Consider the following 11,949-nt stretch of genomic DNA (forward strand, 5'->3'; position numbering starts at 1 on the left):
TTATTCCGAAATTCCCATAATTCCCAACATTTCCATCGCGACATTCGTGATTTCCTGGCGGGCCGGCTTGGTTGCCTGCCCCTTCACGCTGAATACTGTCGCACCGAAACCGATTGCGGTCTTGTAGACCTCCCGCAACGAAATTACGCTCTTCAATACCGGGTACGGACTGCCCTCGGAGATCACCTCGCTGACGTCCCGGTAGGACGCCCTCTTGGTGTTGACCTTGTTGAAGACGATTCCGCATCGCTTGGGATCCGGACCAATGACCCGACGGACCAACTGAATCATCCCCTGCGTGCTCCAGGCGTCGGACGGCGAAGCATCCATTGGAATCAGAACGAAATTGGCAACCTGGAGAACATTCTCGGTATTCGGGTTGTCGACGCTTGGGGGGCAGTCGACCAACACAAGATCGTAGTCTTGTGCCATTCGACCTATCTCCCGGCCGAGTCCTTTTCCGGCGGCCGCCATATTCGTCACAACAAAAGGATATGGCTCCTCGCCGACTCCAGATGATCGCATCGACGTGTTTTGAGAATCCGCATCGACGACGAGGACGCGAGCGCTCGGATCATCATGCGCGTATGCTCCGGCCAAATTGAGCGTGATCATCGTTTTCCCAACCCCGCCCTTCTGGTTGGCGACAGCAAATACCATCCCCATGCAGCCCTCCTTTAAAAGATTCTTCGGAACAATATATCGCAACGATACAAAAATCAAGACAGAACGCAGGCCGACAGTCACTTTCAGCGCTGAAACTGATGGACGAACGCTCCAACACCCAGGCATGTATCGAGTTTCAGCGCTGAAACTCGATACGCACGGTGAACGAAGCAGAGGCGCGGCCGGCAGCCTAGCGGCAACTGTCTACATAAAGGAAGCCGGAGAACAAATACGAGCACTAGGCTTGGTTTCAGCGCTGAAACTTGCGCCGCTTGACATCCGTAGCCGCCAGTCAAGAATTGGCTCCAAAGCATGAAACGTTCGGGTTGCTGTTGTGTCAACGGTCGGCTGAATCACACTCAGGTAGCTACGCCAAACACTTTCAACGCTGACGGCTTGGTTGAGTTGCAGCCACTGTGCATTTCAGTATCGGTCTAGTTTCAGCGCTGAAAGTTGCGTGGTCACTGAGCAAGATCCATGGGAGTGCGTTACTGCTTGGAATGCCGCGCAGTCAACATCTAAAGGGACTCAAGGGTTGCCGTGACCAAAGGCGCCACTTTCAGCGCTGAAAGTGCGGGTGCGGATTGCTTCTCTTGCTCCGGATGGGCTCGGGCGACTGGTTTCAGCGCTGAAACTCTGACCCGACATGCGAAAGTGAATGGTTGCAGGCAATAGACTCTTTTGGCCCTCTCCGACGGCCACCAAGCGAATGTCGGTGCGGCGCGTGTGGCTGTATTCGGCCTCTTCTGTCAGGAAATCATTGAAAGGCCGTTAATTGGTCGTTACTGGCCAATAGATGGCCTATCAATAACGCGGGGAGGTGGAATTTCGCTTTGTCGATCGTTGAAATAGACAAGGTGGCCGGAAAAAGGCCGAAGCTGGCCTATAACTGGCCTGGGCCTTTTCGCGACTACGATCAAATTGGGAAGGGGAGGGCAGCGGTGAACCGGGGCGAGAGCCCCCCCGGTGCGAGTGGTATTCCTTCGGAGGAGAAGGGCTACAAGGGTTGGGTTACGCTACCGCTTTGGGAAAGTGGAAGGCATACACGTCTGCGTCTGAGGGTTCGCCCCATAGACGAAGATTCAGATAGCGGATAAATGCAGTTTTTGAGAGTTTCGATTTCTTGGCGGGATCGTAGCGCAGCTGTTCGTGTGAAGCTCGTGAGTTGTAGTCGTGTAGAACGTCAGATTGTTCATCGAGCGCCATAGCAAGAAAGGACGCCTCGGCCAGAGGATCTCGGCTGCGCATGAAGCTTTCACGAAGGGAAGCATCGGTCAACGCAGGGGCTGAGGGTTCCGTCTTGGCGACGACCGAAGGAAGAGGGACCGGCTTTGCATACCCTTTCTCCAGACTGCAGATGAAGAAGGATGCACGATTCTTTAGAGGCTCCATGTTCGTGGCGGCGTCACGGAGAACGGTATGGTTCAGCGCCGCTCGAATGTCTCCCGGTGTGTATTCGTTGATGATCTGGGCTGCTCGGTTCGGTGTTACTCCCAGTCGAAGCACGTCCTCGAGGAGGGCCGTCACGGATGGCACGCTGCTCAACTCTTCCGGTTCGCTCTCGAGAGCTGGCCGGGCACTGTTCTTTTTCCGAACCTCGAACTGAATTTGCTCGACCACCCGTCCGTTCTTGTACTCCTTCAAGGTCACTTCGATGTCAGAGAGATCGTTCACTTCCGCGATCGCTCGCTTGAGAATTTTCGATTTGAAGAACTTGTACTGCTGGTAGATCGAATCCGCCTCAACGATGCCGACGACGGCGTGGCGAAAGTCTTCCCAGGCCCAGCGACTCGTAAGTCCCGTGCGCTCGTAACGTTTGCACCATTCGTAGAGCGGCGCGGTGCCCATCGAACGGAATCGCTGGGAGATGGCGAGGTCGATGCGTTGCCAAATTTCCGGATTTAGGAGGACCTCTCGAAGCTTCGGGCTGAAAGAGAATTCATAGGCTCGCTGATCGACCAGGTGTGTCACATCGGCGAGAAGGGTAGAGGCCGAGAGTCTTCTGTCTTGAGGATTTACCGTCGCGTCCCAGATCACATGGGCCTTCATCAGGCTGATGAGTTCGCCCATGATGTACCGACGATTACTCGAATCGTTGTACCCGATGATCGGCTCAAGCTGGGACAACTGAACGACCCAACTCTGAACGCCTGGATTGCGCTGCGCGAAATAGACGCACGCGTTGAACAAGCGACGCTGCAGTACGGACAACGGCTTTTCAGGAAAGACGAAGATCGCCTCCTTAGCCTTGCGCATCGTGACTGGCGTGCTGCGCTTCTCCACAGGAACGCTTGCCTTGCTAGTTGTGACTGCCAGTTGCCTAATTGAACTTGTACTGATGTCGCTCATTTCCTGCCGATCCCAATACCGAGTAGCGCCCAGGCGCGGAAACTCTTCTCAAAACGAAGTCCATGCGGTGCGCATGCGACGCTGTTTTCCTAGTACCGTTATCCCCTCAATGGCAACGGCAACTTCTTGACTGGAAGCAAAAATATACGGACTGCAACACGGAGGGAAGAGGGAAAGAAACGTCCATTCGGGGGCCTATTCGTACGAAAAGGCGAATTCACCCGGTTCGCCACCATCACGGTGGAACGAAAAGCTTCCGACGGAAAGCCCTTCTGGAATCCATAAAGTTGGTAACCAGTTGGGTCTGAAGGTACCCTGCTCATCCCCGCCCCGACGGATTGGTAACCGCTTTTACGGACGCGGTTGCCCGGTGTAACAGGCCTTCGATTCGCAGGTGGCAAGCGCGGTAAAAATAGTTACCTTTGCCGCCTGACTTCTTCTTGCTGAGAACTCAAGTAGTTCTCTTTCGCCCGTGCTGATTTCGTTGCAAATTTTCCACAGCATGACGGTTTTGGAACATCACACTCGCACCAAGAGTGCAGCCCGGCAGTAAATCCGGTTACCTGACGACCACGCATCAGCATGCTCAAGATATGTGCAACGTTTGCTCGCAGGTAACCGCTTTTACATGACGTGCCGTAAATTCGGGTACCGTGTGCTCGCAAAGATGGCAACCTGGAGCCGACGAGGTGCCGTGTGAATGGCTCCCTTTCCTGTATGACTGGTTACCTTTCCTCCCGCCATCGCCTGTCCCACACGGCACGGCGCACGCCAAACAATTAAACAAGGACTGTAATATTTTAAAGAATGTATACAAACGCGGCTCCACTCCTGTAGAACCGGTAACCTGTCGTCGGACCTTGTGGACAATTCCTGGCGAGAAGCTATTCGTCGTTGCCATTGAGTAGACCCTTCGATACCATGAGGCCTCACACTGAGACGAAGATTCTTGTTTCAACTGACCAGCTGGGGATCCAGCCCATCCGGGAAACCGGCTTACCGACCTACGGGGCATCTCACCCCCGGGGTTGAGCTGCTCCGCAACACCTTGGAGCAGATATGAAAACGTTGTTTGAATGGGCAGTCGGCCTGTTCGTGCTGTTTTGCTTCGTCGCAGGTTTTTTTGACCTGGACGAAACGCCAAAGCAGAAGCGTGCGCGGGAACAAGCAGAGTGGTACGCCGCTGAGGAAGATCGGCGCAACATCGAAGCTGATGCCACGTACTACGCAGAGCAAAACGGGCATGATCATCACCATGTGTAAGAAGGGGAGGGGCGTAAGCTTCTCCCCTTTTTCTATTGGGGTTCACATGATTCGGCCGCCACAGCGGTTGGAAAGCGGCCCTCGATGGGCTTCGTTTCGCACTGGATGGTGCGCCAAAGTCCAGAAAAAATGCGGAGATGGAAAATCTCCTCACCCCGCCTTCGATCGAAAGCATGCCCCGCCGTCGGTTTCTGCGGAGCACTGCGCTGTTGACCGCTGCCGCATGGGTTCCGGAGGTTTTTGCGCAACAGAGTGGCGACTACTGGTCGCGGCCGCGGGCTCTCTGGTTGAAGAGAAAAGAGACCGGCGAAGAGGTTCGGACGGTGTATTGGGCGGACGGTCAACTGGTCGTTGACGCCTACGTGCAGTGTTGCACGTTGCTGCGGGATGTCCGTGCCGGATCTATCGTTCAGATGAACCCGACGCTCTTGGACATTCTCTGCGGTGTGTATGGGTGGTTCGCGCAGGCAGGGATGGAAAGGCCGATCGTCGTAACGTCCGGATATCGGACGAACGCTACGAACAACGTGACCGAGGGGGCCGCTCGAAACTCCATGCATCTTGTCGGTCGAGCTGCCGACATTCGTGTTCCTGACGTTCCTACCGACTATCTGGCGAGGCTCGGTATGTATTTGCGCGGAGGTGGCGTGGGGTACTACGCCACTAAGCATTTTGTGCACGTCGACAGTGGTCGGCTTCGGACATGGGCAGGCTAGTAGATCGCGGCTCAGTCCCCGAGAATGTGGTGGTTCGATTTGTACTCGTGCCACCGATCGATCTCGAGCACAAATTCCCCCGCGTATCCCGGCCACGAGTCGTGCTCGCGTGCGTGCTTGAGCCGATTCAACGCATCCTCAAACTTCTGGGCCCCGTTGTCGAGCAGAGAATCACCCGCGGTGTAGGTCATGACGCTATAGGGCGCCTCTTTTTCGACGGGCACGAAAATGAACGGACGATCGCCCCCGGTGAAGTACTGCACCCCCGTTTGGTACATGAACGCAGACATATCGTAGTGGTAGTTCTGAACGACCGAGCTGAACGAGCGGGGAAGCACGTCCAGAGTCGACTTCAGATCGAAGATGAATTCCGGGTGCAGACAGTCGACCTTGACCCGGCATTTGACGCCAGTGACCCTCTCGACAAAGTAGATTGCTTTCTCGGGCTCACCCTCATCGAACCATTCCCCGAGCGCTCGGCCGCGAAACCGATGCGAGCGGACAGCATTCCGCATGGCCAGAAGCGCGTCGTACTTGTCTTGGCCAATGACGATGTGATTCGGATGGTCTGCGACGAACTTTTTGCACTCGCGATAGCGCCGGTTGAACTCGCCGTCAAAGGGGAGGACAAGATCCTCGAAGCGCCAAGGTTCAAACACGGCCATATGAGCCAGCCTGCCGAACTCAAGCGCTGCCGTGTCCTTTCCTGCGCCCTGAACAGCCGCAAGAAAATGCTGCGGCGTCTTCAGCATCGATTTGAGTTGCGTCGACGAAACGTGCTCGGTATCTCCGTGATACTCATCGTCGGTTACCGCCATGGTGTAGCTGTCCGGATCGCGACCGAACGTGATTTTCTTCTGTCCGCTCCAGATGGTCTGGCCGACTTGATGCTGGATCTGCGCTCGTGCATTCATTCGATACCTCTCCTGTTTGAATACAGCGTACAGGGGAGAGTTGATGTTTCAAGGGGCCTCGTGAGTCAGTTGTCCCATCGCGAGAGGACTAGATATCCGAAAGTGATCGCGTATCGTCGATCCCATGAAACGTGTGAACTCTCTATCCCGACCTGGCGCCGCGGATCTACAACGATTCGTCGAGCAGACGTTCAAGCAGTTCGGAAAAACTCACTTCGCGCAGCCAACCGACGTCTGCCAGGAAATCCGATCCATCTACAACAACGTGGGCAATCCTCCGTTACTACGTGCTCGGGCACTCGCGACGCTCTTGTCTGCAACGGACAGATATCCGGATCACTTGACGCTGAAAGACGAGAAGGGCTGCGTGGTGTCATCACAGACGCATGGATTCACAGAATTTTGTAGGGAATTTCCGCGTCTGGATCAGGCTGAGGTTGCGGTGATCTTTCGTACAGTGGGGCTTGTTCGCGATGTTCCGAACGCGCTCGAACATACCAACAATTCATTCTTTCTGGGAATCTGACATGACCGAACACGTAATTGGGACGCATAGCGGAGCTCTGTTTGGTGTGCCGATCCTCTTGCCAAGGAATCGCCGATGCGAGACGGAGTCGATTCGCGGACAGTATCTTTTCATGACCGAACTTACGCGGATCCTACGGGCAGCAACGCCCTACCGGGTTCGCGCATTGGATCGTCTAATTCCCCTTACCGGTGCAACGGTGATTTCGCCGGAGACCATGAAGGAATTCGAGCGCGAAATGGTGTCGCTCGCCATGCACAACCGTACCGCAAGCATCGAACAATATGTCCATGCGATCGCGCCTGGAGAGGTTTGGCCCGAAGTCGTCATGGCGATCGGCGTGGTAGCGCGAGAGACGAACGGAGGCTCGCGATTCAGCCTCCCGGCGCCGGACGTTTGGCAAACGATGGTGCTGAAGCTTCAGGGTTATTTGGGTTTCCATATGACCGAACTCGGTGGTGCCGTTATCGGCCAGGCCAAGTGGATCGACGCGGCAATCGATGACGCACGCCGAATGTTGATCAGCACGGGTACCCGAACAATCGCCGACGAGAGCGAAATCGACGGTGTCACGATCACCACCGTCGATCAAACCTACCGTGTCCATTTCCACAACGGATCTAGCGTCCGTGTGATCGATGTGCCGGCACGGAACGGTGGAGATGTCGGTGGGGAGATTGCGCGACTGGACGAAAGCATTCGCTTCCTGACGGGAAAATCGGCGGTGTGGGGTCACGAAACGCGCCACTGAACGAAAGGGCTAGAAACTGGATCGCAATCTGATGAAATGACCTCCACTGACTTACGGAGGAAGCAATGGTTACCGGACTCGAATTCGACACTCCTATTCTCGGCACGGTTCGCATGGGCGATGTTCGCCCTGGCGAGGCGGGGGCAGCGGACGAACTTCTGCATTTCGATTACTTCGAGGTGCATACCCGGCGAAAGGAACTCGACGGCACGTGGGTCAAGCATGCTCTTCACGAGAAGCTGCTCAAAATGCAGAAGGAGAACAGACAGGCCGACGGAGAAAACCAAGAGCCGAATCTGCTGCGTGAGATCCCGATCCTGCTGCCGTACAACAACCCCGAGTTGCTTCTGACGCAACAGTTCGAGGCCCGCCGTCTTTCGGACGGAAAACGGGTCTGTGTTGGCGATGGCAAGAACGCGATTCGGATCGTCGACGCAAATCGGACCGGCGCAACTGAGTGCCCGGGCTGCGACCGATGTCCGTTCGGCAACAGCCAGGATGTGCTTTGCCAGCGCCGGACCTCGTTCAAATTTCGTATCGACGGCCAAGGTGATCAGTTCTCGGTCTTCGTACTGCATTCGTCTGGCAAAAACACTGGTCAGACGCTAGTCGCCAAACTTCACGCGATGCATGGTGCGTTCGGCGGAAAACTCGTCGGCATCCCGATGTCGCTGAAGATGCGAAACACTGCATCGATGGACTCGGCCCAAGGTCCGGTTTTCTACGCCGACTTGGTGCTACGTGGAGTGAGCCCCATCGAGGCGGTCAAGATGGCCCGGGAGCACGAAAAGGAGCAACTGGAGGCCGGCTTCGATCAAGAGGGACTCGAGGCTGCCATGCTTGAACTGAAGAAGCACTCGCAGTTTGCCCCGCCAGAGGAGTTTGGACAGGTTCAAGACTTCTACGCAAAGGACGCTCGACGTTCTTCGCAGGAAGCAAACGCTCAACATTTCGAGGGCGCCGCCGTTAACTCCTGTGAAAAGTTGTCGAATGGGCAGGCGGTGGCTGGCGTACTCGAAACGGACGGTGCAACGACCCGCTGGTCGGCCGTGGGGCCTGCTGCTGGTGCTCGCGAGCGGATGCGTGCTGCTGCATTGGCGGGCGGACCGGAAGGCGAAGCTGCGCCGACGCACTCTCAGTCCCAGGATCCGGATGTGGAGCTCAAGGTTTCCGAAGACCGCCCGAAGACTCTTCCTCTCGTGGAAACGGCAGTCAAGGGCATCGGGGCCGCAGCGGTCGCTCGGCCGCCAGTGAGCGCAGCGATTCCGCGAGTCGTGGCCACCGCCCTGTCCGGTATCCCGGAAATGCCGCGTGCGAATGCGGTGCCTGCAGCGTTTTGATGGATCAAAAGGAAAGCTATGGCCTTTGAAGAACTTGATTCGCGGGTGATCGGGTCGACGATTTCGATTCGACTCGATGGCCCTTCGCCCGGTGTGTCTCCACGAACTTCTGCTACACCGACTCCTCCGAGGCCAGCCGCGGCGCCGGTTCAGCCCGTTCAGCCGAAGGCGGCTGCGCCGGACGTTGCCCGAGCTCCGCGTGCAGTGGGTTCCCGACCGGCTCCGGAAGCGGTCGTTCGATCTGCGCCTATTTCGTCTGAACCTGTTGTCGTACCGAAAGGGACGTGGCGTGCGCTTTTCGTGATGAAGCCGCTGGATGCTGAGCGGATGCGAACCGCTTGGGCAGTCGTGGCCGTGGTATTCGTGGTGATGGTCGGCGGGGATATCTGGTTGCATGGAGGCGGGAGGTTCATCGAAAGCTTCCTTCCGACCGCGCACGTGCCGCCGAAACCCGGCCCGAACGCCGTGACAATGTCCGCACCGAGCCAGCGCACGGCTCCGGCGAAAGAAACCACCGCGCAGCCGAAGGTGCAGTCAGCCGCTACTGATCCGGCGCCAGTTGCTCAAGCAAGTGTTCCTGTCACGCCACAACCGCAAGTTCAGCCGGCCGCAGCAGCTGCGCAAGTAGCCCAACCGGCAAAGGTTACATCGGTGGAGGTGAAGGCTGATCCCGTTAAGTCGGTGACCGTCAATCCAGTGCCGGCGAACGTAATGGCGTCGGCTACTCCTGTTCTGCCAATTCCGCCGGCGCCGCCCCTGCCGGTTCATCGTCGAGGACATCCGGTCCCGGAGGTTCGGCGGCATATAGAGCGTGAGGTCAGTCAGCAGCCTTCGGAACAGAGTTCCCCCATCCTGGTGGGTGGGCAGTCCAGCATCAAAGCGTCCGATTCGAAAGGGAGTGACTCCAAATGAGTAATGCAACGAGCAATGATCAGCAGGTCGATATCGTTCAGTTCGTGCTGAATATCGACCCCACGCTTGAACGCGTGACGACGATTTTCCCAGTTGGAGCGACGATCGAATCGGACGGATCGTTACGCCTCAAGGAGGGCGGCCGTATCGGCGGTGTGATCAAGGGCAACGTCTACAGCGAAGGCGGCACGCTCGTGATCGATCGGGACGCGATCATCGAGGGTAGCGTGTTCGCGAAGGGGCGGTGCCTCATATTTGGCCAGGTTGGCATGCCTAATCGCAAGGCGTTGGTCCGTTGCGAGATGGCAGACGGTCTCTTGGTGAGCCACATCGCCCAGCTACATGCAGACATTCAGCACAACGGGATTTCGTCCACGAACGTGAGCGGCCAGATCCAGCGTATCGCGGAAGCAGACATGCAAGCCGCGCAGCCGGCTCCGCAGCAGTCGTCCGCGACGTGGCAGCCGCCTGGCCAGGAGCCTGAGCGCGACCAGGCGCCGCAGCAGTCCCAGGTACCGAGCGCACCTCTCGCGTTGGCCAACAATCCTTCGCCGGTCGCGAACTTCTCCAGTCATGCCCCGTTACGGATCGTCATGCCTGCCGAAAGAGAGCAGGGACCGGCGCAGCAAACTCACGGTCAGCAAGACGGCTATGCCGCCGGAAACGGTATGCGATACACCAGCTGACCGGATATTCCGGATTGCGCATTGAAGCCGCGGCGATGTCTTGTAAGACCGTCGCGGCATTTTCTTTTTGGAGCAAGGTGGGATGGCAGATCACGTTCTAGGGTATGCAGGGGGGTGGCGCAGACGCCTCGAGGATCTTTTGAAGAACACGACCGTGACGTACGGATGTACGTTTCTTCTCGGGGTCGCTGTCTGCTCGATTAGTTGGCGCAGTGGCGCCGCTCCACTACTGGCCGCGCTCCTCCCCGTTTTCATGGTCATGTGTCGGTCTCGGATGCAGGCGTGGCTACTCGGAATTGGATATGGCCTGGATATCGGAATCATGGGGTTTGGTGGCGCCGGACAGTTCTTCGGTGGGTCCTGGCTCTTGGGGATTGCTGCCGGATCTGCGTATGGCCTTGCCTTCAGTTCGACAGTTGCGGCGCTGTACCCAAAAAACACGGAGAGCCCGAAGAAGAAGGCCATCGCAATTCTGGCGTGGACGGTCCTGTGGGCATACCCTCCGGTCGGAGCATTTCTGCCCGGCACACTGATCGCAACTTGGGGATTCTGGTTTCCAGGAACGAAGTGGATCGGCCTCGGTCTTGGCCTAGGTTTGACGATGCTGCTCGGAGCCTACGCCCATACCACGCGAGGACGGTTCGCGGTCGCCGGTGCAGTGGTGCTGTCGCTCGTCCTTTCGCCCCTGCAGGAGAGGCAGCATTCGCGGGTCGGGGACTGGTTGGCCGTGTCGACCACTTGGGGAGTGCAGACGCCGGAAACTGTTCCCGGAACGCTGGTCAAAATGAATCGTGCGATCCACGAGTCTTCAAAGGTCGGGGCCAAGGTGATCGTGTTCCCTGAGAGCATCATCGGCACTTTCGATTCGTCCGAGCAGGGCGCGATCGACATCATGATTGCGCAGGAAGCCGAGAGGGACAAGGTCTCGGTGATATTCGGCTCGAACGAGCTCACGGATGCCGGGATGGCTAATCAAGCACGGGAGTACGAATATTGGCCGGGCGGCGTGCATCAGTCCATCTTCGAGGCACGCCAAACGGTTCCCGTTGCCGAGTGGAATCCGCTGTCGAAGTACCACTACCCGGCTGACTGGTTTGCGCGCGGGGTGGTGCCAATTAACGGTCGGAGCGCGCTCTTCCTCTTCTGTTACGAGGAATTCCTGCCTTGGGAAGTGCTGTATTCGATCGGCCGCGAGAAGCCGGATATGATCGTCGGCCTGTCCAATCTGTGGTGGACGAAGGGAACGGGAGAGCCTGTATTGCAACACCGCTATGCGGAAGGGTTCGCGCGGCTCTTCAATCTGCCGCTGCTGATAGCGATGAACCAGTAGGTCATTGGAACGGCGAAGTCCATAGATCCGGGGACTTCGCCGCATGGTGACGCGGATTAGCGGCCGCTGCGGATGTCGTCCTTGATGTACTGGGCAACGACCTTTGCCGTAATTCGGCGCTTGATCTTTGCCGGGAGGGTCCAGCGGTAGAAGAGGGCATGCCCGAAGACACTCAGCGCAAAGAAGCCGACGAAATACCGGAACAGCAGCGCCTTCAGATCGTCGACGCTGCCCTGATTGAGAATTTCCCGGGCGTGCTGCGGATCCGATGCTGCGACCCAGAACGCGACGACCGGGACGAGCACGACGGCATATACGAGACCCTTCCACGCAAGCACGCAAGCGTCGTAAATCCACGCCGTGTCGGCCCACTTATCTTCGGAATAGACTTCCGCCTTCTCCTGCTGGTAGAGGCGCTTGTAGTCGTCAACGGTTGGTAGCGCGATGCGGTTCATCGGGGAGCTTTCTCTTGGTTGAACGTCTATATGGGAAAAGC

Annotated in this window: 12 protein-coding genes; 8 read left to right on the plus strand and 4 right to left on the minus strand. The window is 57.3% G+C overall.

The genetic code is table 11. From position 1 onward, the window contains the following. Both KH616_RS00455 and KH616_RS00460 read right to left on the minus strand, forming a co-directional pair. Entirely contained in the window at positions 1-666 is a 666-nt protein-coding gene (locus tag KH616_RS00455) for a ParA family protein (RefSeq protein ID WP_042976009.1), read from the minus strand. 1,011 nt (positions 667-1,677) lie between these two features. Next, positions 1,678-3,015 carry a replication initiation protein gene (locus KH616_RS00460; RefSeq protein WP_292232763.1) on the minus strand — a complete coding sequence of 446 codons (1,338 nt, stop codon included), beginning with the start codon at positions 3,013-3,015 and terminating at the stop codon, positions 1,678-1,680. Between the two features lie 1,059 nt (positions 3,016-4,074). Between KH616_RS00460 and KH616_RS00465 the strand changes: the two genes are divergently transcribed. Further along, a complete protein-coding gene (locus KH616_RS00465; protein ID WP_046196416.1) occupies positions 4,075-4,278 on the plus strand; it encodes a hypothetical protein in 204 nt (67 codons plus the stop codon). 173 nt (positions 4,279-4,451) lie between these two features. Beyond that, the gene (locus KH616_RS00470) at positions 4,452-4,994 is read left to right on the plus strand and encodes a DUF882 domain-containing protein (RefSeq protein WP_165487686.1); all 543 of its coding nucleotides are present in this window, start codon (positions 4,452-4,454) and stop codon (positions 4,992-4,994) included. A gap of 11 nt (positions 4,995-5,005) precedes the next feature. On the opposite strand, the gene KH616_RS00475 is transcribed toward KH616_RS00470, so the two are convergent. Further along, positions 5,006-5,908: a PD-(D/E)XK nuclease-like domain-containing protein gene (locus KH616_RS00475; RefSeq protein WP_292232766.1), complete on the minus strand. Its 903-nt coding sequence runs from the start codon at positions 5,906-5,908 to the stop codon at positions 5,006-5,008. A 124-nt stretch (positions 5,909-6,032) separates the two neighbouring features. Here KH616_RS00475 and KH616_RS00480 point away from each other — a divergent pair, with 124 nt between their 5' ends. The 6 genes from KH616_RS00480 (at position 6,033) to KH616_RS00505 (ending at position 11,453) form a co-directional block, all read left to right on the plus strand. Next, on the plus strand, positions 6,033-6,434 hold the full coding sequence (locus KH616_RS00480) for a hypothetical protein (protein WP_292232768.1): 402 nt from the start codon (positions 6,033-6,035) through the stop codon (positions 6,432-6,434). 112 nt (positions 6,435-6,546) lie between these two features. Next, positions 6,547-7,185 carry a hypothetical protein gene (locus KH616_RS00485; protein ID WP_292232770.1) on the plus strand — a complete coding sequence of 213 codons (639 nt, stop codon included), beginning with the start codon at positions 6,547-6,549 and terminating at the stop codon, positions 7,183-7,185. 65 nt (positions 7,186-7,250) lie between these two features. Beyond that, the gene (locus tag KH616_RS00490; RefSeq protein WP_292232772.1) at positions 7,251-8,525 is read left to right on the plus strand and encodes a hypothetical protein; all 1,275 of its coding nucleotides are present in this window, start codon (positions 7,251-7,253) and stop codon (positions 8,523-8,525) included. Between the two features lie 300 nt (positions 8,526-8,825). Further along, the gene (locus tag KH616_RS00495; RefSeq protein WP_292232774.1) at positions 8,826-9,437 is read left to right on the plus strand and encodes a hypothetical protein; all 612 of its coding nucleotides are present in this window, start codon (positions 8,826-8,828) and stop codon (positions 9,435-9,437) included. After that, on the plus strand, positions 9,434-10,123 hold the full coding sequence (locus KH616_RS00500; protein ID WP_292232776.1) for a polymer-forming cytoskeletal protein: 690 nt from the start codon (positions 9,434-9,436) through the stop codon (positions 10,121-10,123). The genes KH616_RS00495 and KH616_RS00500 overlap by 4 nt, the downstream gene beginning before the upstream one ends. Positions 10,124-10,445: 322 nt before the next feature. After that, complete coding sequence (locus KH616_RS00505; protein ID WP_292232778.1) at positions 10,446-11,453, plus strand: hypothetical protein; 1,008 nt, start codon at positions 10,446-10,448, stop codon at positions 11,451-11,453. Between the two features lie 56 nt (positions 11,454-11,509). Here the strand turns inward: KH616_RS00505 and KH616_RS00510 are convergent, their stop codons facing one another. Next, entirely contained in the window at positions 11,510-11,908 is a 399-nt protein-coding gene (locus KH616_RS00510; RefSeq protein ID WP_021161031.1) for a hypothetical protein, read from the minus strand. Between the last annotated feature and the right edge of the window lie 41 nt (positions 11,909-11,949).

Origin of the sequence: Burkholderia sp., from assembly GCF_018375725.1 — a bacterium.
Taxonomy (GTDB): Bacteria; Pseudomonadota; Gammaproteobacteria; order Burkholderiales; family Burkholderiaceae; genus Burkholderia.

What these genes read in the sequence shown, in the direction of transcription:
- KH616_RS00455 (WP_042976009.1), bottom strand. Translation starts at nt 666, where the DNA reads ATGGGGATGGTATTTGCTGTCGCCAACCAGAAGGGCGGGGTTGGGAAA.
- KH616_RS00465 (WP_046196416.1), top strand. Translation starts at nt 4,075, where the DNA reads ATGAAAACGTTGTTTGAATGGGCAGTCGGCCTGTTCGTGCTGTTTTGC.
- KH616_RS00510 (WP_021161031.1), bottom strand. Translation starts at nt 11,908, where the DNA reads ATGAACCGCATCGCGCTACCAACCGTTGACGACTACAAGCGCCTCTAC.
- KH616_RS00490 (WP_292232772.1), top strand. Translation starts at nt 7,251, where the DNA reads ATGGTTACCGGACTCGAATTCGACACTCCTATTCTCGGCACGGTTCGC.
- KH616_RS00470 (WP_165487686.1), top strand. Translation starts at nt 4,452, where the DNA reads ATGCCCCGCCGTCGGTTTCTGCGGAGCACTGCGCTGTTGACCGCTGCC.
- KH616_RS00485 (WP_292232770.1), top strand. Translation starts at nt 6,547, where the DNA reads ATGACCGAACTTACGCGGATCCTACGGGCAGCAACGCCCTACCGGGTT.
- KH616_RS00505 (WP_292232778.1), top strand. Translation starts at nt 10,446, where the DNA reads ATGGGGTTTGGTGGCGCCGGACAGTTCTTCGGTGGGTCCTGGCTCTTG.
- KH616_RS00480 (WP_292232768.1), top strand. Translation starts at nt 6,033, where the DNA reads ATGAAACGTGTGAACTCTCTATCCCGACCTGGCGCCGCGGATCTACAA.
- KH616_RS00500 (WP_292232776.1), top strand. Translation starts at nt 9,434, where the DNA reads ATGAGTAATGCAACGAGCAATGATCAGCAGGTCGATATCGTTCAGTTC.
- KH616_RS00475 (WP_292232766.1), bottom strand. Translation starts at nt 5,908, where the DNA reads ATGAATGCACGAGCGCAGATCCAGCATCAAGTCGGCCAGACCATCTGG.
- KH616_RS00460 (WP_292232763.1), bottom strand. Translation starts at nt 3,015, where the DNA reads ATGAGCGACATCAGTACAAGTTCAATTAGGCAACTGGCAGTCACAACT.